Raw genomic sequence first — 17,283 nt, forward strand, 5'->3', positions numbered from 1 at the left:
TTCCGACTGGGGACCCTGAACCGATCGATGCCAACCGAGACCGTCGCGGGCGTCGACTGGGCGGGGGGCGCGTGGCTCGCGGTCGTGATCGACGGAGACGGCGAGCCGCGGTGTCGCCTCGAAGCGGACCTCGAAGCCCTCTGGAACGGCGACGACGGCGTCGACCGAGTCCTCGTCGACGTACCGATCGGACTCCCGGACGACGCGGAAACGCTCGCGAAACGCGAGGCGGTCGACTCCGCTGCGCGGTCGGCCGCGGAGCGGCCGAGCAGCGTGTTCCCCGTCCCCTCGCGGGCGGCGTGCGAGCTGGCACGTGACGACGACGGCTACGAGAGCGTGAACGAGCGGAATCGCGCCGACCTCGACAAGGGACTCAGTCGCCAGTCGTACCACATCGCGCCGGCGGTCGGCGCGGTCGACGCGTTCCTCCGCGAGGACGAAACGGCCCGAGAGCGTGTGATGGAGGCGCACCCGGAGGTGTGTTTCCGCGGGCTCGCCGGGCGGCCGCTGGAGCACTCGAAGACGACGGCTCCGGGCGTGGGCGAGCGACTCGACGCGCTCGACGGTCACCTCGACGACCCGAACGAGGCGCTGGGCCACGTCTGCCGGGGGATCGCCGACGAGTCGTCCGAGGTCGTCGCCGAAGCGGATCCCACCGTCGACGACGCCGTCGACGCGCTCGGGCTGGCGACCGTCGCGCGACGCCCGCTCGACGAACTCCGGTTCCTGCCCGGCGGCGAGACCCACCGCGACAGCGAGGGAGTTCCGATGCGAATGGCGTACTGGAGCGACGAGCCGCTCGCATGAGCGGCGACGGTCCGGACTGCTCGCGGGTGCCGGACCGATGTGACGAGCGGGCGTCGCGTCCGCGAGTCTGCGTCGACGAGCGGTCTGTCGCGTCGTGGTAAGGTTCAAGTCCCTCTGTCGCCCGCTATCACACGAATGAGACTCTTCTCCTCGCGGGCGGACCGCCGGCGGGGGATCGCGGCAGCGATCGGCGTCGCGGTCCTCGCTGTCGGGCTCTACGTCCTCGTCAGTCGGTACGCCGGCTTTCTCACTGACGCCACGGCCCTCCGAGCGTGGCTCGACGGGTTCGGGATCTTCGCCCCCCTCGTCTTCATCGCCCTTCAGGCGCTCCAAGTCATCGTCGCCCCGATTCCGGGACAGGTCGTCGCCGTGGTCGCGGGGTACCTCTTCGGCTCGTTCTGGGGCACCGTCTACAGCCTCACCGGCGTCCTCATCGGCAGCGCGATCGCCTTTTCGCTGTCCAAGCGATTCGGCCGTTCGTTCGTCGAGAACGTGCTTCACGAGGACGTCGTCGCTCGGTTCGACGGCTTCGTCGAAACGGTCGGCATTCCCGGGCTGTTCGCGTTCGTCGTCGTTCCCGGACTCCCCGACGACGCGATCTGTTTCCTGAGCGGGCTCACCAAGTGGTCGCTCCCCACCTTCATCGCCGTCATCGCCGTCGGTCGCCTCCCGGCGTACGTGTTGGCCGTCTACGCCGGCGGCGAGATCGCGAGCGGACGGTTCCTCTCGGCGATCGCGCTCCTCGCGCTCATCGTGGTCGCGTCGGCGGTCGGGTACTACAAACAGGACGCGGTCCGCGACCTCGTCGAACGCTTCGAGCCGCGGCTCCCCTTCTGACACCGCCCCTCGGGGCGGCCTCGTTCGAGGTCAATTGCGACCGGTTTCAACAGTCTTCCCGAGTCCGAGCGCACCGCCGACTCGAGAGTGGACCGCAGCGAGGGCGGACTCCCCCGCGCGAAGGCCGGACCCCTCGGTGGGTACCGCCGTACCGACCATCGCCACGGCGGCGTTCGATTTCACCCGCGCATGCGAGAGCTAGCAGTCACAGCCACACGCCGAGTCGTCGTCTGGCGCGGCCTCGAAGAACCCCCGAACGTTCGACGAGAGCCCGTCCGCGCTGCTCTCGCCCGGTCGACCGAACCGCGTCTGGTTCGAGGCGATGGCCCGTACCAGCGCGTCAATGAGCAGGTCGACGGGCGCGGTCGTGTACTCCTCGCCGCGATACCGCCAGAGGCGACAGTCGACGTCACCCACACACCCACAGCGGTCGCCGCACGACTCGCAGGCGTTCTCGACGTAGTCCGGTTGCACGTCTCGGCCGTCGATACGGACGGTCGGCGACACGGCGAGTCGGGTCGCCTCGGCGGCCGCCAGCGTCGAGACGTGGACGTCTCTGAGGGTGATACCGACGTCCAGCGCGTCGAGGATCGGTTCGACACGGTCGAGCGCCGTTTCCAGCGCCGCTTCGGTTCCGATACACCGCTCGCACGTCTGGTCGTCCAGATAGAGGAAATCGACGGTGATCGTCCGCCGCGAGTACGATTTGATCGCCGGCCGGACGACGGCGATCCGGTCGCTGTCAGTGAAGTCGTTCATCGCGGTTCTGCGTACGGCTCGCGGACAGATATATTAGTCAGTAATCAAACACAAAGGGACTTAGCGTACCGAAAGTACCCGGAGAGCGACTGCGTGCGACGGTGAACGTATATCCGTCTACGGGGCCTGAAACAGTGTCATGAGGGAGAACGAGCGATGGCAGGCGAAGTGGCACGGGCTACAGGACGTTCTCGGGCCGAAGTGGTCCGTCCACGTCCTTCGACTCCTCTCCGATGGCCCGTGCGGGTTCAACGAGATCGAGGGCGAACTCGACGGCTTGACCGCACCGATGCTCTCGCAGCGGCTCAAAGAGCTCCGGTGTCACGGATTCGTCGAGCGGACGGTGGCGGAGACGTCACCGCCGACTACCAGCTACTCGCTCACCGATCAGGGGGAACGGGTCGCCGTTCACCTCCGGGAACTGGAGTCGCTGGTCGAACTCCGGGACCGAGCGACCGAGGCGGGTCGAGTCGAGGACTGTCTCGACACGGCCGCTGAGTGCCGAACCGAGGCGCTTGCGGACGGTTGCGTGACGGTCGGTGACGGGTGTTGAATCCGCGCCAGAGCGGTCGTCGAGGTCACCCCCACGTCCACTTGGCGTCGAGGACGAAGCGGTAGAGGCCGCTGATGAGGATGGCGGGGACGTTCGCGATCAGGTACGGGACGCCGGCCCACTCGACGAGGACGGCAAGGACGCCGAGTTGGATCGGAATGGCGGTGCCGCGGACGAGGTTCGTCTTCAACAGGCCGGTCAGGTACTCGGAGAAGCCCGTGTTCTGCCGCGCTCGAAACGTCCAGGCGTTGTTGAGCACGTACGAACAGATGATGGTGATCTCGATGGCTATCGCCGCGCCGACGAGGTAGTTCAGCCCGACGTAGTCGACGAACAGCCACAACAGCGCGAGCTGGAGCCCGGCCGTGAGCGCGCCGACGACGACGAACCGTCGCATCTGGACGGCGATCGGCCCGCTCAGGAGGTCTCGTAACGCCGCTCGGATCATCACTTGTACCCGAGCGCTTCGAGACGGGCTTCGAGGTCCTCGTCGACCTCGTCACCGTCGTCGCCGCGCTCGGCGGCGGCCGCTTCCGCCGCTTCGCCGCGCTCGCGAAGGAGCTCCGCGTGGGCGTCGACCACCGGCGCCAACCGGTCGATGACGGCCTGTGCCCGGTCGTCGGGGTCGAGCGCGAGGTTCTCCTGTTGGGTCGGGTCGGCGGAGCGGTGGTACAGCTCCGCCTCCCCGGCGTCGACGTTCTCGATGTACGTCCAGTCGTCGTCGCGGGCGCTGACGAACAGGTCGCCGTCCGACAGCGACCGCGGGATCGGCTGTTGGGTCACGTCGTCGCCGCGGACGGTGACCGAGACGACCGGGTCGTCCGCCAGTTCGGAATTCTCACCCGGATCGGAGCCGGCTGCCGCTTCGTCTTTCGTCGGCTGGTCGGTGGAATCGTCGGGCGTGTCCGCGGAAGGCTCCGCGTCTCCTCGGAGCGCGGGCACGAGCGATTCGCCGTGCCACTCGTCCGCCGGGTCGACGCCGAGCAGGTCAGCGACCGTGGGCGGGATGGCGTCGAGGCCGACGTGGCCGTCGACGCGCCCGCCGTCGAGCCCGGGCACGTCGGCCACGAGCGGCACGTGGATCAGTTCGTCGTACAGCTTCGGGTAGTGCGCGAGGTGGCCGTGTTCCTGGAACTCCTCGCCGTGGTCGCCCGCGAGCAGCACCGCGGTGTCGTCTGCGACGCCGGCGTCGTCGAGGCTGTCGAGCAGCCGACCGACGCTGGCGTCGACCTGCCGCACCGTCGCCTGATACAGGGTTCTGAGCTCGCGGAGGGTCCGCTCGCCCACTTCGAGGCCGAGGCTCGTCCGGGCGTGCGCGTGGAGCATCTGATGCGTGCCGACGATACCGTCCGACACCTCGCGGATGTACCGCGGCGCCGGAACGTACGGAGTGTGCGTGTCCATGTAGTGGACCCACAGGAAGAACGGCTCGTCGGTGTCGTCGACGAACGCGGTCGCCGCGTCCTCGACGTCGAACATGCGCGAGGCGTCGAGGAACGGGCGGTCGTCGCTGTCCCCGCGGAGCTTCGACCCGAGTCGGCGGACCGGGGAGGACGCGAGCTGGATCCACGCTTCCACGGTCGGATGCGCCGCGAGGTATCGGCTGTAGACGCTGGATCCGACGCTCGTGACGAACGGCTCGAACTCGTCGAACCCGTCCGGATACCCCCAGTGTTCCGTGAGGAAGCCGTTCGCGGCGTTGAAGCCGCCGGTCGCGACGTCCGCCTCGGAGAGCACCTCCGCGAGCGTCTCCGACTCGCCGACGCCGATGTCGCCCGTGCGGGCGAACACCGGCTCCGACGCGAGGATCGACGGGAACGAGAAGGGAGTCCAGTTGCCGTTCGCGAACGCGCGGTCGAACACGGTTCCGTCGGCGGCGAGGGAGTCGATCACCGGCGAGTGGCGATCCGCGTCGTACGGCGAAACGGCGTCGGCCCGAAGCGAGTCCACGGTGACGAGAACGACGTTCGAAACGGCCGCGTCGTGGCTCGACGCGTCCACGTCTGCGGTCGTGTGGGCCGACGAATCGCCTGTCATGGAGTGCGCGGCGACACCCCGGCGGCCGCGCTCGCGGCGAGCGGTCCGCGGGGTATCACGAGTATACCCGAGCGCGGTTTGCCAGCGGCTTGAGGATTTCGATCCCCCGGACGTGCCGTCGAGCGTAGCTATTTGACCGTCCCGGTCGTCGTCTTAGCCATGCGCGACGGCCCCAGTGACCGACCGGCCGCGGCGACGCTGCCGGAGTCGGTCCCCGACGACGAGATCCCGGAGTCGATCCCCGCCGAGTCCCGAGCGGTGGAGACGAACGGCGTGACGCTCCACGTCGTCGAGGCGGGCCCCGAAGACGGGAAACTGCTCGTCCTGCTCCACGGCTTCCCTGAGTTCTGGTACGGCTGGAACGACGCGATCGTCCCCCTCGCGAACGCCGGCTACCGGGTCGTCGTTCCGGACCAGCGCGGCTACAACTGTTCGGAGAAGCCGCCGGCAGTCCGCGACTACCGGATCGGCGAGCTCGCGCGCGACGTGGTCGGCCTGATCGACGCGTACGACCGGGAGACCGCGGCCGTCGCCGGTCACGACTGGGGCGCCGCGGTTGCGTGGTGGCTCGCGCTCCACCACGGGGAGCGCGTCTCTGAGCTGGTCGCCGTCAACGTCCCTCACCCGACCGTCTTCGAGCGCGCGCTCCGCACCTCGTGGGACCAGCGGCTCAAGAGCTGGTACGTGCTCGCGTTCCAATTCCCGAAGCTCCCCGAAGCGGTCGCCAGCGCCGGGAACTGGCGGCTCGCGACGAACGCCTTACGCGACACGAGCGCGCCCGGCACCTTCACCGACGAGGACCTGCGGCGGTATCGCCGGGCGTGGGACCGCGACGGCGCCTTCAAGGCGATGGTGAACTGGTACCGCGCGATCGTCCGGGACCGACCCGAGCCGGAACGCACGGAGGTGACCGTCCCGACGCTCGTGATCTGGGGCGCACAGGACCGGTTCCTCGCGCGCCGGCTGGCACATGAAAGCGTCGAGCACTGCGCCGACGGGCGCCTGCTCACGATCGACGAGGCCACCCACTGGGTCGTCCACGAGCATCCCCACCGCGTCGCCGAGGCGATCGCCGACCACGCCGACCCGCTGCCGCCGGGCGCGCGGGAGTGACCCCGCTGCCGACGGGCCGTTCGGGCGGCGAGAGCGCCGCTCGTCGAATACTGTCCTCACCGCGTCGCCACAAAGGTTATATCTGCCCTCGCCCAAAGGACAGATATGAGTAAGCACTTCGAAGACGCACGGTACTACCTCGGACGAGCGGCGGAACACGCCAAGGCTGGCGTCAAAGAGGAGTTAGCGCCCGTAGAGGCGCGTGTGAAGGAACTCGTCGGCCGCGAGGCGGACGAGGAGCCGGAGCCCTCGCGGCTGGACAAGCTTCAGGCGGACCTGAAGGAGCTCGAAGAGCGCGCCGAGGGCGAGGCCCGCGAGGCGGTGGCGTCCGCCCGCAAGCGCGTCGCCGAATACCGCGGCCGGGACGCGGCAGCCGAGTAGATTCCCGGTTTCGGGCCGGTGACACGACCCCCGACTTTTCGATCGCTATCACCGTAGCGGCGGCTCCGACGCTGTCGCCGAATTGCCGACCGCGTCGGCGCCGAGTCGCTCCGCCGCCGGCACGACCGCGTACTCGATTCCTGCCGTCTCGAACAGCGACCGCACACGTTGGATGCCCTCCTCGGCGTCGACGTCCGTCGCGCGGTAGTGGCGAATCGGGTGCCGGATCCACGAGGGCTCCCAGTGGGCGTACACGTCCGTCGTCGAACGGTCGGGACCGACGTATAACGCGAGGTGAAGCTGGTAATCGCTCGCGAGCGCTCCCTCGGGGTATCGGATCCAACTCGCGACCGTCGTCTCCGGCGGCGTCGCGTACGCTCGATACTTGAGCGAGGAGACGAGGTTGCGGACGAACCCCAGCCGGTGAAGCCGCGCCTCGACGATCGGATACGGCTCGCGGAGCGTGAACGCGTACTGCTCGCGAGGGGTTTTCCGCTCGGCGTAGAGCCCGACGAGCGACAACGGCGCGTGGAGCAGGCTCGCGACGCGCTGACGGAGCCGTTCGAGGAATCGGAGCTCGTGGGTCACGTCGGGGGATGCGGTCGGCCGCCGCATGAATCTTCGGCGTTCCAGTGGTCGAAACCACCGGTTCGCCGGTTAGAGTGACGGACGAAACGCTCGCTGCGTACGGACCGTTCAATCGGAAGCGAGGAAAGACACTTATTCTAACTGACAGACGTGTTCGTATGAGGACGAGTTCAGAGAACTCCGGCAGTCGACTGGGTGACGTGGCTTTCGGCCTCCTGTGTGTCGTGGCGGTCGCCGCGATACTGCTCGGTCAGGTCGTCTCGCTGATCGCGTTCGATGCCACCGGGGTGGACCGGTTCGTACCGGGCGTGGTGATCTATGCGGTGGCTCCCGCCGCCCTAATGACCGCGCTCCCGGCGACCGTGGCCGTTCGCCGATACGGCCGTCAGCGTGCCGCGGTGATTACGGCCGGCGTGTTCACTGCCGCCATCACCGCCTCGTTTCTCACGAGAGGGTTCTTCCTCATCGGGTGACGGCGGGACACGCGTCTCAACCCACCGATTCAGCCTCGTTAGCTTCTGGAGACATTCCGAACGAAGCGGTCACCTGTCGGCGACGGTAAAGTAACTCTTAAGTCCGGAGGTCGGGTACGCCGAAGTGCGCGGGTTGGTGGTCTAGCTAGGTTATGACGGCTCCTTCACACGGAGCAGGCCGGCGGTTCGAATCCGCCCCAACCCATACGTAGTACGCACGGATTGTAACCGTGCGAATTCCTCACCTTCAGCCCTTCTAGCGACTGAATCGTGATTTCGACGGGTGTTTTCGGGGGGTCGGAAACTTCCTAACTCATACGGCTCGCGTTGGCGGGTCGCCTCCGTCCGGGAATCCGCTTATATCATGTCGACGTGTGTATAAATAACTGGGGTCGAATCGTGACGGTCTCGGCGACGGCTGGGACAGGTCGATATTAGCGCGCCGGCCGAACGCGCTCGGGCGAGCGTCAGTGAGTATCTCTGAAGAGTCCGTGCGTAGTCCGCCTGATCTATTCGGCGTCGGTTTGGGGTTGAAAGGGTCACTTCGTGTAGTGACTCCACTTTCAGTTCCACTGTGCGTGTATGGCTCACGCCTTTGAATATCACGAGGCAGGTGTACAGCATGAACGCGTCTCGACGACAGCCGCGCGTTGAGTTGCCAGAGCTTGACTCCGGCCTCACGTTAGTGGACGTAGACGCTGACCTCGGTGTGACGCCGGTACAGTCGCTGCTGCTTGACCACGTGTTCGCTGGGGCCGGAGACGCGTATTGGGTCGATGCGGCAGGTGCCGCACAGACCACTCGATTGCGTGAATTGGCTCCCGATCCGCGGTATCTCGATCGCATACACGTCGCTCGGGGATTCACCGCGCATCAACAGACATCGTTGCTCGACCGGCTCGCTGGCGAGCATGTGACCGACCCCGGTGTCGTGGTTGTGACCGGAGTCGATCGATTGTACCGTGACAGCGATTCCTCGACGAAGCACGCCAAGCAGTTACTCGTCCGGTCGCTCGCAGCGCTCGCACGTGTCGGGCGCGTCCACGAGGTACCGGTGATCGTGACGCGGTCGCGTGACGACGAGTTCACGAAACCAATTGTGAATGCGGCGCGGACCCGTCTTCGCTGCCGGGACACGCAGTTTGGACCGCGGTTCACCGATGCGGCCGGCGACATCGATGCGCTCGTGTACCACCTCGGTGACGGGTGGGTGCAGACGACGCTCGCCTACTGGCAGGAAGTGCTTGCCCACCGAGCCCAGATGTACGACGCACCAATCGTGAGTGAGGAAGCAGTCTCGCGGGTCGTCTGATGGGACGGACCAACCCGACGTACCGTGATACGCTGCGAGCGATCGAAGACCGGTGGATCCCGTATCGTCGGACGCTCCGCCGCCGCGATCAGCCCCGATTCGACCAGTTGTTCGTCTACGCACGTGACCACGCGGACGCCGCCGGAATGCTGAATCACGAGGACCGATTCGCGCCGCTGTTGGTGAGTGTCGCAATCGAACAGGAACGCCGCATCGACGAGCTCGAAGCCCGCGTCGCTGAGCTCGAAGGCCCCACCAGTTCTGATGGTGCTGACGGTTGATTTCCGCTCCTCAGGAGATGTTGTCCGTTGGGCACTCACAAACGACGGCATCACTCGGACAGTCCATGAGGAGTACACGCCGACGTTGTTCGTCGGTGATGCCGTCCGTGACCTATATGGGCGGCGCGGTGGACAGACACCGACGCCACCGGACCGTGACGGGTTGTCTGAGTCGCTGACCGAACTGCGAGCGTTCCTCGCCGGCCAGGACGCAGTTGCCGACGTACGGTGCGAATTCCACCGACAAACCTTCCGGACTGAGCAGCGGCCGCTCCTCCGGATCGACGCCACCAGTATTGATGCCGTACGGCGCATCGCGCGGCGTGTTCAGCAGTTCAACCGCCCAGCCGAGTACACGTGTTACAACGTCGATCTCACGCGTCAGTTCCGGTACTGTCTCGAAACAAAGGCACCGGCCAGCCCAGACCGGTCCATCCGGTCGCTCCGCACGCTCGCCCTCTCGATCCCAGCGCACAAGTCAGGGTTCGAAGCCCTCTCACACCTCATGATCGACGGTGAGTCGGCCGGCCCGACGCCAGAAGCCGCAGTGAACGCAGTCGCTTCAGCCGTCGGTGAGAACGATCCCGACGTTATTGTCGTCTCGACCGCGGAGCTCACTCCGCTCCTGTTCGACGCCGCCGACACGCATAAGGTACGGAATTTCGAACTCGGCCGCGAGCCAGGGTATACGAAACTTACAGGAGAATGCTCGTACACGAGTTACGGGCAGGTCGGACACTCCCCCGCTCGGTACACCCTTCCCGGTCGCGTCGTGATCGACGAGTCGAACACGTTCTTCTACCACGAAGCGGGACTACCTGGGTGTCTCAACCTCGTGGACCGGGTGGGGTTGCCGCTCGAAGAACTCGGCTGGGCGTCGATTGGACGTGTCCTCACCGCCCTACAAGTCTCCGCCGCCCGCGATCGTGATGTCCTCGTCCCGTGGCACGCGTGGCGGCCGGAGCTGTTCAAGTCGGCAGCGACACTCGATGCCGCCGACCGAGGCGGAACCACGTTTGCACCGGCAGTCGGCGTCCACGAGAACGTCCACGAACTCGACTTCGCGTCGCTGTACCCGAACATCATCCGTACGCGGAACATCTCCCCGGAAACAGTTCGGTGTGGCTGCTGTGAGAGCGACGACGTTCCCGGTCTCGGATACTCGATCTGTGATTCCGACGGGTACCTCCCGACAGTGCTTGGCCCGCTCATCGACGCGCGTAGCCGAATCAAAGACCAGATGGAGAAAACGACCGACGACGCTGAACGTGACCAGCTCAAGTCAGCATCGTCAGCGATTAAATGGATTCTCGTCTCCTGTTTCGGGTACCAAGGCTTCTCGAATGCGAAGTTCGGTCGTATCGAATGCCACGAGGCGATCAACGCCTTCGCCCGAGAGATACTGCTCGATGCGAAAACAGCGCTCGAAGACGCCGGATGGCGTGTCCTCCACGGCATCGTTGATTCAATCTGGGTCACTCCGGCCCCGGACCGTGATCAACGCCCCCTTGCGACAGTCGCCGCAGAGATCTCCGCGGACACGGACATCACCCTTGAGCATGAGTCCGTATTCGACTGGGTCGCCTTCTGTCCGATGCGGAACGGTGAGAGTGGCGCGTTAACTCGATACTTCGGGAAGCGACGCCAAGATGAGGAACCGTCGGCTGACGAAATCGGTGACGCGATCAAAATGCGCGGTATCGAAGCTCGGCAGCGAAGCACACCACCGTGGGTCACCACCGTACAGGAAGACGTGCTCCGCGTGTTCGATGCGACACGGTCGCCAGAAGCCGTGTGTGACGTCCTCCACCGGCACCTCACGGCGTTGCGCCGCGGTGACGTGGCAACGGATGACCTCATCGTTGCGAACCGAGTCTCGAAGCGCGCGGATGCCTACACTCAGGAAACACTCACTGTCGCAGCGCTCCGCCGCGCGCAACACCACGAAACCAGCCTCGCACCGGGACAAACCGTCCGGTACGTCGTCGTCAACGACGACGGACGCGGCATTGACCGGGTTTGTCTCCCATTCGAAGACATCGAGTCATACGATGTTGGTTGGTACGAGGACGCTGCTGTCCGCGCCGCTGAGAGTATTGTCTCCTGCGTCGGCTGGGAAAAAGACGATATTACGAACTACCTCGCAGACTCCACTGACACGACGCTTGAGAGTTACCTTGGAGGCGATTAGCTAGTGCCTGCCTTCGAATGAACCATTTCACTCTGTAAGCTCTGTTCTCTCGGGAACGGGGATATACAGGTTATAATCGAAATAATGACTATCTCGATAATGGCTATTCAAAACTGAGCCGAAGAGTTAGCAGTACTCAATAACAGTGTTGAGGCATGCGATCACGAGCCTAGTTCTCTGAACCGATGAGATAGATACTGAGTGGCTGTTTCTTTGTCGATAAACTCCTCAACAGTCATATCAAGAACACACTCAATCACGACCTTCTTTCGCATCGTTCGGTTTTGCCCTACTTCGTGTCCATCACTCGACTGCCGGGAAGAAACACTATGTTCAGTGCCTTGGTCGACAAGGTCTGACATCGAGAATCCCTCATCAACTCCTACTTCAGAGAGTCGAACGATTTCATGTTCTCCGATAGGGAGATAATGAGGGTCGGAGTGGGTTCGAAAGTATTCCTCGGAGCACATTGGAAGCCAGCGCTCACACGAAAGACAATGTCCTCGGTATTTATTTCCGGCACGGGGCTGCTGTTCTATCTCTTTGTCGAGAACCGGGACCACCTGGTTCTCCTGACAGTATTTACATTCTTCCATGGACTGTGCCAGTAGCGAGGAGCGACTCTATGAAGAAGTAGACCAACAACACAAACTGCGGATCACTCCTAATCTAAGCACCCCAGATCTTCCAACGCATACCGTTTGACCTCCCCCTGTATCTCACCCTCAACTAGAGGGTGAAGTAGATATATAAAAATACGCACACTACACTCACTAAGCCCCCCACTGGGGCGCTTGGCCAGTGCTGCCCGTCCCGCAGCAAGCGGACAAAGGTCCCAGGGGGTAAACCCCCTCTCACCTCTATAACAACACACACTTTCGGACGATATCGGGGGGTACAACAACACCGCCAAACCCAATTTATACGCTTAGATTGCTTGGCGGTGTCTCTAATACTCTTAGAAACAGCGCCATGATTTTGGCGTGTTTTCGAGAGATCCCGAAAATAGCCGTTTTACTTTAAGAAAAATGAAAAGCTCCGTTAGAATCGGGGGACTATCGAGAGTTGAGTCGAACGATACAGCCCTAATAATATGTTAGACACTCACATATAATAATGGACATGATCGCTACTTACTTTTGACTTTAAGAAAAGTGAAAAGCTCTGTTAAAATCGCATACCGTGTTCAGATATTGGATTTAAGAAAAATGAAAAGCTCCGTTAGAATCGCACATCGTGTTCGTCTTGTATCTCTCTCCAATAACATATGTAATAATATATTTCACCCACCCTAACAGATGTGTCGTCCTCTTGACTATATCTTCAGATATTGACTTTAAGAAAAGTGAAAAGCTCCATTAGAATCGCATACCGTGTTCAGATATTGACTTTAAGAAAAATGAAAGGGTGAGTTAGAACCGCTATATGATTTCTATTTAAGAAATGTGCAAAGGTTAGTTAGTATTTCGCACTAAAAATTGACATTCCAATTTGGTTTTCAACTAACTATTCTCCTATCTACTGTTGAATTACATCTCACAGAGCAATGCATGTATTCTTACAATTGCTGGTAGCTGCTGATGAGTTTGCCTCGAATGGGACGTGTGTAGAATGACGGTACAAACCATAGATTACCGTCCGGTGCGTTCAGAATGAGGTCCACCTTCCTACCGAACACGTCACCAGCAATGTGGTGAAGTCGTACGACTCAAACTCTCAGAATCCCGACCTGATGCACAAGCTATACACGTCATAATAGTCTACTCAGCGGTATCGTATGACAGCACTTCGGAAGCATCTATCGAGTCTCACGGATCCCGACGCTGATGCGGCTGCGCAGACGCGTGATACGCTTCTTTCCGAGGTCGATATTCCGACGGGATGGGACGTCAGTGAGACAGACGTCGAAATAGCACAAGACGGGACGCAAGACTGGTTCCTGGTGGCGTTCGAACATCAGTCGGATCCGGACACGAGAGCGTCCGTCTTTCTCCTCGAAGGGTCTCACATGCTCCAACTCTACATCGAATCCGCAGATACTGATGAGTGGACTGACCCCACACAGACTCCCGAAGAGATCACAGCAATCCTCCGTCATCACGCATAGAGCTGTTTATTTGTCGGACAGCGAAAGAGCTCAACCTTGTTGGGCAGTTCGTTAATCACGATAGACGACAATAGTGCTGTGTGAGATCAATTACAAAAACGATACTCGTTGGTGGTGGTGTGGTACTTGCCGGCTGGGTTGGATGGGGACTCTACTCGACTAAGAAGGCAGAGTCAGTCCCGTACGAACAGCTACGAAGCATTAACGGCGCAGACATTCGGCGTTATCCGCAGACAGTTCTTGTTGAAACGGCAGCGCCGACGCAACGGATTGCGTTTCAACGCCTCTTCGAGTACATCTCCGGAGCCAACCACGGGGATGAGTCGATCTCGATGACGGCCCCTGTCGAAACCCAATCTGGGGACTCAATTGCGATGACGGCTCCTGTTCGATCAGAGGCAACCGAGACCGACGCTGAGACGATTCGGATGGCGTTCTATCTGCCATCCGAGTACACGCCTGAAACGGCACCGGAACCGACGGACCCAGCTGTTACACTCGTCACTGAACCACAGAAGACGGTCGCTGTGGACCAGTTTTCGTGGTATGCGCCGGAGTGGCGGGTCGAACGGCGGACGGAGAAGCTGCTTGCTACGCTTGAAGATGAAGCTATCGAGCCGGACGGCGATCCCTATCTTCTCCGGTATAATGACCCGTGGACACCACCATTCATGCGACGAAATGAAGTGGCGGTAGAAGTCGTCGAGGGGGAGTGACGGTGGGTGACGTGAGAACGCTCCTCTGAACTGTACATCGAGGCGTGGGAGAAAGAGTGCGCACAGAGATGGATTACTGTGCCACCTCGTCAATGGCCCTGACGAGTTCCTCGGGACGTTGTGATCCAACGAGCACTACCCGCCCGGTTGTTCGTTCGATCCGAATTCCCCGGTCACCACTAACGTTGTATGCGAGCTTCCCGGGAGTCCATCGGATCCCCCAGCCACCGAACTCCTGAAGAGGGCTGTACTGTGTGGATTCGTATCGTTCAACCTCTGACCACGGAATTCGACGGACTGATCGGTGAAGAGGCCACATTTTGAGATAGATCCCGTCGGCTCTCACTTCGGTCTCAAGACGAAGGCTGTAGAGAAGCATAGCGACTGCGCCGACAACGACGAGCCCTCCCCACGAGATGGGCCCGAATGCGATCATGAGCAGAGAGACACCTCCGAGAAGTACCCAGATCCACGGCTGACGAAACCGTTGTACTTCACGAAAATGTGGCTCTCCCTCCATGAGTGAGTTGGTCAAAATCGTCGCTACTCGCTATTAGATTCTCCGGACACCGGATTAGGACCTGTGTGGTAACGGCAACACCAGAAACGAGAGAGACGGTCAATCGAGCACCGCGCCGACGTGAGGAGTCCATTCTGCTGGCACCGACTCTTAAGCTACGTCAGATTGAAGAGCGGCGTATGCTACGGCAGTTCCTCGGTGTACTCGGCGTTCTCACGACGCTCGCCCCGGACCGGATCGTGGACGTATTCGAGACGGTTGCGGTCGAGAACCCTGAGGAAATCACTGTCCATTCGTGGTTTGGTCCCCTGATTCGGGCGGAAGGAGTCGTTATCACACTCGCCGCGCTCCGTGGCGGCCGCCTCTACGCGTGGCTGATGAATGTCACCGGAATCTTTGGTGCCGTCTTGCTTTTCATCCCGCGACTGTACGAGCACATCGCGGGGCCGCTCGTGTACGAAGACCCTGAGTCAGTGAAGTGGAACGAACACCTCACCGACGGTGTCCGCGTGATCGGCGCTGTGTATGTGCTCCTCGCGCTCTTGGACCGTCGGCGTCGAAACAGGACATGACCGACGATCTCTCTGACCGCACGATCCTTCTCACAGGCGGAACGAGCGGATTCGGACGGGTGGCAGCGGTTGACCTCGCAAACCGAGGTGCGACCGTCGTAGTCGTCGGCCGCGACGAGTCGAAGGGGGCAACTCTCGTAGAACGGTCCACAGACTTTGCCGGAACAATCGCGTTCCATCAGGCCGATCTCGCGTCTCAATCCACCGTTCGGTCCCTCGCAGCAACCGTGAAACGCGAGTACGACCGGATCGACGTCCTCGCTCACAACGCCGGACTCTCGGCCGGGTCGCGGCGTGAGAGTCCGGATGGAATCGAACTCACGCTCGCGGTGAACCACTTGGCCCCCTACCTCCTGACATACGAATTGCTCGACCATCTCCGCGACGCACCCGATCCCCGTGTTGTCATTACCGCCTCAGACATCCATCGGCGAGCGACACTCGATTTCGACGACCTCCAACTGACGGACGAGTACGACTCACTCGACGCGTACGCCCGCTCGAAGCTGGCGAACATTGCGTTCACGGTCGAACTTGATGCTCGGCTCCCGGACGACGCCGCAGTCACAGTCAACTGTGTTCATCCGGGGTTCATTCCGTCGACGGACCTGTTCCGCGAGGTGTCGCTCCGAACGCGGGTGCTGGTTCGGATCGCCGGGCTGATTCCGGGTGTCGCCACCTCAAAACAGGCGGCCGCCGAACGCCTCCAAATGCTTCTCGTGGACCCTCGGTATGGTTCTGTAAGTGGCCAATACGTTGGCAGCGATGGTCCCGAAGACCCCGCCCCCGAGGCAACGAACCAAGCGGTTCGACGACGACTCTGGCGAATAAGTGCCGAACTGGTCGGCATTACACTCGACTGGCCGGCGTCGACTATGGACTAGCAACTGGTAGCATGCTCACTCCCTGCCTCTGACGTATCTGTACTTCTCAGAGGAGCCTTGCTCGCGGGACTGCCTAGGCGCACGCAGAGTTGTTCTCTCAGGGACAACTAATGAGATTCAGCTTCATCCGTCTCAGCCCGTCCGTGTCGTCTATCGATCTCATCGAGCATGTCGAGTGTTTTGCGGATCGATGCTCGAACCGCGTCGCTTCGATTGACGAATTTTCCCTCGTCACCGACGTGTTCGTCAAGGTCATCAAGCAGTTCCTGGGGAATCTCGACGCTGACCTTCGGCATACACTCGTATTCGCAGAGGAATATCTTCATAGTGTCGCACAGCACACCAGACTAGCCAACTGATTCCGATACAACCGATCTACTGTGAACGACAGGGTATATTTGAACTGACGGAGTACGAGATCAGCCAATAGATCTGCGTACTCGGTCGATTCTTGTGGTATGGTCTTCAGAGAGAATTCAAGCGAAGAGTGGAACACACATTTTTAATCGCTACTACACACGATACTCAGGTACACCTTATGCCCGAAAGTGAAACTGAGGACCTCGATTACTATCCTTCAGGGTGGAGCGAGGAGATTCACGATAAATACTACATCGAGTGGATTCTCAAGGACGATCAGACAATTTTCGTCCGCCTTGACGGGACGATGGGCGACGGGCAGTATTCCGTAACTCCAATCACCGGAGTGAACGCAGATGGTGAGGAATTCGTCACAAAACCAATGTCCGGGCTGTCACGAACCGACGCGTTCGACGTCGCAGCGACACTCATCTATGCCATGAACGGGGTTGCGGGGCGGCTCAACGGCGAGGACGAATTTACAGGCGATACCGACGAATCCTAACCTCGACAGATCGAATTACTCTCTCCCACGTCGTTTGGACAGACATGTCACGAAAACTCCGGTCGCTCAGCATACGTGATTGGGTCGTGTGACCCGGTATGGCGGAACGCCTCAACTCGGAACGCATACGCATCACCCGTACGTATGCCTACAGCGGCCTCATGAACTTTGAGCAGAAGCGACGATGGTCACCGGTAGGTTTCGACGCTGACACCGGGAATAGTGGCAAAGTGGCTGTCGCCAGCAAGGACAGACTCGTCGCGCTTTGAACTGATCTACTCGCCTTT

General features: G+C 61.5%; 20 protein-coding genes and 1 tRNA gene. 15 read left to right on the top strand and 6 right to left on the bottom strand.

Annotated elements, in window-relative coordinates; translation table 11 throughout:
* The first annotated feature begins 27 nt into the window (after positions 1–27).
* Both ABDZ89_RS06195 and ABDZ89_RS06200 read left to right on the top strand, forming a co-directional pair.
* Positions 28–807 (top strand): DUF429 domain-containing protein, encoded by a 780-nt coding sequence (locus ABDZ89_RS06195; protein WP_343777518.1) that lies wholly within the window; start codon positions 28–30, stop codon positions 805–807.
* Between the two features lie 135 nt (positions 808–942).
* The gene (locus ABDZ89_RS06200) at positions 943–1,644 is read left to right on the top strand and encodes a TVP38/TMEM64 family protein (RefSeq protein WP_343777520.1); all 702 of its coding nucleotides are present in this window, start codon (positions 943–945) and stop codon (positions 1,642–1,644) included.
* 198 nt (positions 1,645–1,842) lie between these two features.
* Here ABDZ89_RS06200 and ABDZ89_RS06205 read toward each other — a convergent pair whose 3' ends face one another.
* Positions 1,843–2,403 (bottom strand): DUF2703 domain-containing protein, encoded by a 561-nt coding sequence (locus ABDZ89_RS06205; protein ID WP_343777523.1) that lies wholly within the window; start codon positions 2,401–2,403, stop codon positions 1,843–1,845.
* A 139-nt stretch (positions 2,404–2,542) separates the two neighbouring features.
* On the opposite strand from ABDZ89_RS06205, the gene ABDZ89_RS06210 reads away from it, so the two are divergent.
* The gene (locus ABDZ89_RS06210; protein WP_343777524.1) at positions 2,543–2,956 is read left to right on the top strand and encodes a winged helix-turn-helix transcriptional regulator; all 414 of its coding nucleotides are present in this window, start codon (positions 2,543–2,545) and stop codon (positions 2,954–2,956) included.
* Positions 2,957–2,981: 25 nt separating this feature from the next.
* Here the strand turns inward: ABDZ89_RS06210 and ABDZ89_RS06215 are convergent, their stop codons facing one another.
* Positions 2,982–3,404, bottom strand: coding sequence for a GtrA family protein (locus ABDZ89_RS06215; RefSeq protein ID WP_343777526.1), 423 nt, complete (start codon positions 3,402–3,404; stop codon positions 2,982–2,984).
* The gene (locus ABDZ89_RS06220) at positions 3,404–4,993 is read right to left on the bottom strand and encodes a sulfatase family protein (RefSeq protein WP_343777527.1); all 1,590 of its coding nucleotides are present in this window, start codon (positions 4,991–4,993) and stop codon (positions 3,404–3,406) included. The genes ABDZ89_RS06215 and ABDZ89_RS06220 overlap by 1 nt, the downstream gene beginning before the upstream one ends.
* Before the next feature lie 159 nt (positions 4,994–5,152).
* On the opposite strand from ABDZ89_RS06220, the gene ABDZ89_RS06225 reads away from it, so the two are divergent.
* Both ABDZ89_RS06225 and ABDZ89_RS06230 read left to right on the top strand, forming a co-directional pair.
* Positions 5,153–6,106, top strand: coding sequence for an alpha/beta fold hydrolase (locus tag ABDZ89_RS06225; protein ID WP_343777529.1), 954 nt, complete (start codon positions 5,153–5,155; stop codon positions 6,104–6,106).
* A 105-nt stretch (positions 6,107–6,211) separates the two neighbouring features.
* Positions 6,212–6,487: a DUF7553 family protein gene (locus ABDZ89_RS06230; RefSeq protein WP_343777531.1), complete on the top strand. Its 276-nt coding sequence runs from the start codon at positions 6,212–6,214 to the stop codon at positions 6,485–6,487.
* Between the two features lie 48 nt (positions 6,488–6,535).
* Here the strand turns inward: ABDZ89_RS06230 and ABDZ89_RS06235 are convergent, their stop codons facing one another.
* Positions 6,536–7,075, bottom strand: a complete 540-nt coding sequence (locus tag ABDZ89_RS06235; RefSeq protein ID WP_343777532.1) for a hypothetical protein — start codon at positions 7,073–7,075, stop codon at positions 6,536–6,538.
* Positions 7,076–7,119: 44 nt separating this feature from the next.
* On the opposite strand from ABDZ89_RS06235, the gene ABDZ89_RS06240 reads away from it, so the two are divergent.
* From ABDZ89_RS06240 to ABDZ89_RS06270, 7 genes are all read left to right on the top strand, one after another.
* The gene (locus tag ABDZ89_RS06240) at positions 7,120–7,548 is read left to right on the top strand and encodes a hypothetical protein (RefSeq protein ID WP_343777534.1); all 429 of its coding nucleotides are present in this window, start codon (positions 7,120–7,122) and stop codon (positions 7,546–7,548) included.
* A gap of 130 nt (positions 7,549–7,678) precedes the next feature.
* Positions 7,679–7,753: transfer RNA gene (locus ABDZ89_RS06245), tRNA-Val, on the top strand.
* Positions 7,754–8,170: 417 nt separating this feature from the next.
* Positions 8,171–8,860, top strand: a complete 690-nt coding sequence (locus ABDZ89_RS06250) for a P-loop NTPase family protein (protein WP_343777536.1) — start codon at positions 8,171–8,173, stop codon at positions 8,858–8,860.
* A complete protein-coding gene (locus ABDZ89_RS06255; RefSeq protein ID WP_343777537.1) occupies positions 8,860–9,141 on the top strand; it encodes a DUF8156 family protein in 282 nt (93 codons plus the stop codon). The genes ABDZ89_RS06250 and ABDZ89_RS06255 overlap by 1 nt, the downstream gene beginning before the upstream one ends.
* Positions 9,125–11,332 (top strand): type B DNA-directed DNA polymerase, encoded by a 2,208-nt coding sequence (locus ABDZ89_RS06260; RefSeq protein WP_343777538.1) that lies wholly within the window; start codon positions 9,125–9,127, stop codon positions 11,330–11,332. Before ABDZ89_RS06255 ends, ABDZ89_RS06260 begins: the two co-directional genes overlap by 17 nt.
* A gap of 1,777 nt (positions 11,333–13,109) precedes the next feature.
* Positions 13,110–13,439 carry a hypothetical protein gene (locus ABDZ89_RS06265; RefSeq protein ID WP_343777539.1) on the top strand — a complete coding sequence of 110 codons (330 nt, stop codon included), beginning with the start codon at positions 13,110–13,112 and terminating at the stop codon, positions 13,437–13,439.
* Positions 13,440–13,519: 80 nt separating this feature from the next.
* Positions 13,520–14,155, top strand: a complete 636-nt coding sequence (locus tag ABDZ89_RS06270; protein ID WP_343777541.1) for an SOUL family heme-binding protein — start codon at positions 13,520–13,522, stop codon at positions 14,153–14,155.
* A 73-nt stretch (positions 14,156–14,228) separates the two neighbouring features.
* On the opposite strand, the gene ABDZ89_RS06275 is transcribed toward ABDZ89_RS06270, so the two are convergent.
* Positions 14,229–14,591 carry a DUF6141 family protein gene (locus tag ABDZ89_RS06275; protein WP_343777543.1) on the bottom strand — a complete coding sequence of 121 codons (363 nt, stop codon included), beginning with the start codon at positions 14,589–14,591 and terminating at the stop codon, positions 14,229–14,231.
* Positions 14,592–14,854: 263 nt separating this feature from the next.
* Between ABDZ89_RS06275 and ABDZ89_RS06280 the strand changes: the two genes are divergently transcribed.
* Both ABDZ89_RS06280 and ABDZ89_RS06285 read left to right on the top strand, forming a co-directional pair.
* A complete protein-coding gene (locus tag ABDZ89_RS06280) occupies positions 14,855–15,247 on the top strand; it encodes a hypothetical protein (RefSeq protein ID WP_343777545.1) in 393 nt (130 codons plus the stop codon).
* Positions 15,244–16,131, top strand: coding sequence for an SDR family NAD(P)-dependent oxidoreductase (locus ABDZ89_RS06285; protein ID WP_343777547.1), 888 nt, complete (start codon positions 15,244–15,246; stop codon positions 16,129–16,131). The genes ABDZ89_RS06280 and ABDZ89_RS06285 overlap by 4 nt, the downstream gene beginning before the upstream one ends.
* A gap of 107 nt (positions 16,132–16,238) precedes the next feature.
* Here the strand turns inward: ABDZ89_RS06285 and ABDZ89_RS06290 are convergent, their stop codons facing one another.
* On the bottom strand, positions 16,239–16,427 hold the full coding sequence (locus ABDZ89_RS06290; protein ID WP_094557920.1) for a ribbon-helix-helix domain-containing protein: 189 nt from the start codon (positions 16,425–16,427) through the stop codon (positions 16,239–16,241).
* A 242-nt stretch (positions 16,428–16,669) separates the two neighbouring features.
* Here ABDZ89_RS06290 and ABDZ89_RS06295 point away from each other — a divergent pair, with 242 nt between their 5' ends.
* Complete coding sequence (locus ABDZ89_RS06295) at positions 16,670–16,996, top strand: hypothetical protein (protein WP_343777548.1); 327 nt, start codon at positions 16,670–16,672, stop codon at positions 16,994–16,996.
* The last annotated feature ends 287 nt before the right edge of the window (positions 16,997–17,283 follow it).

Source organism: Halorubrum ejinorense, assembly GCF_039522565.1.
GTDB classification, from domain to species: domain Archaea; phylum Halobacteriota; class Halobacteria; order Halobacteriales; family Haloferacaceae; genus Halorubrum; species Halorubrum ejinorense.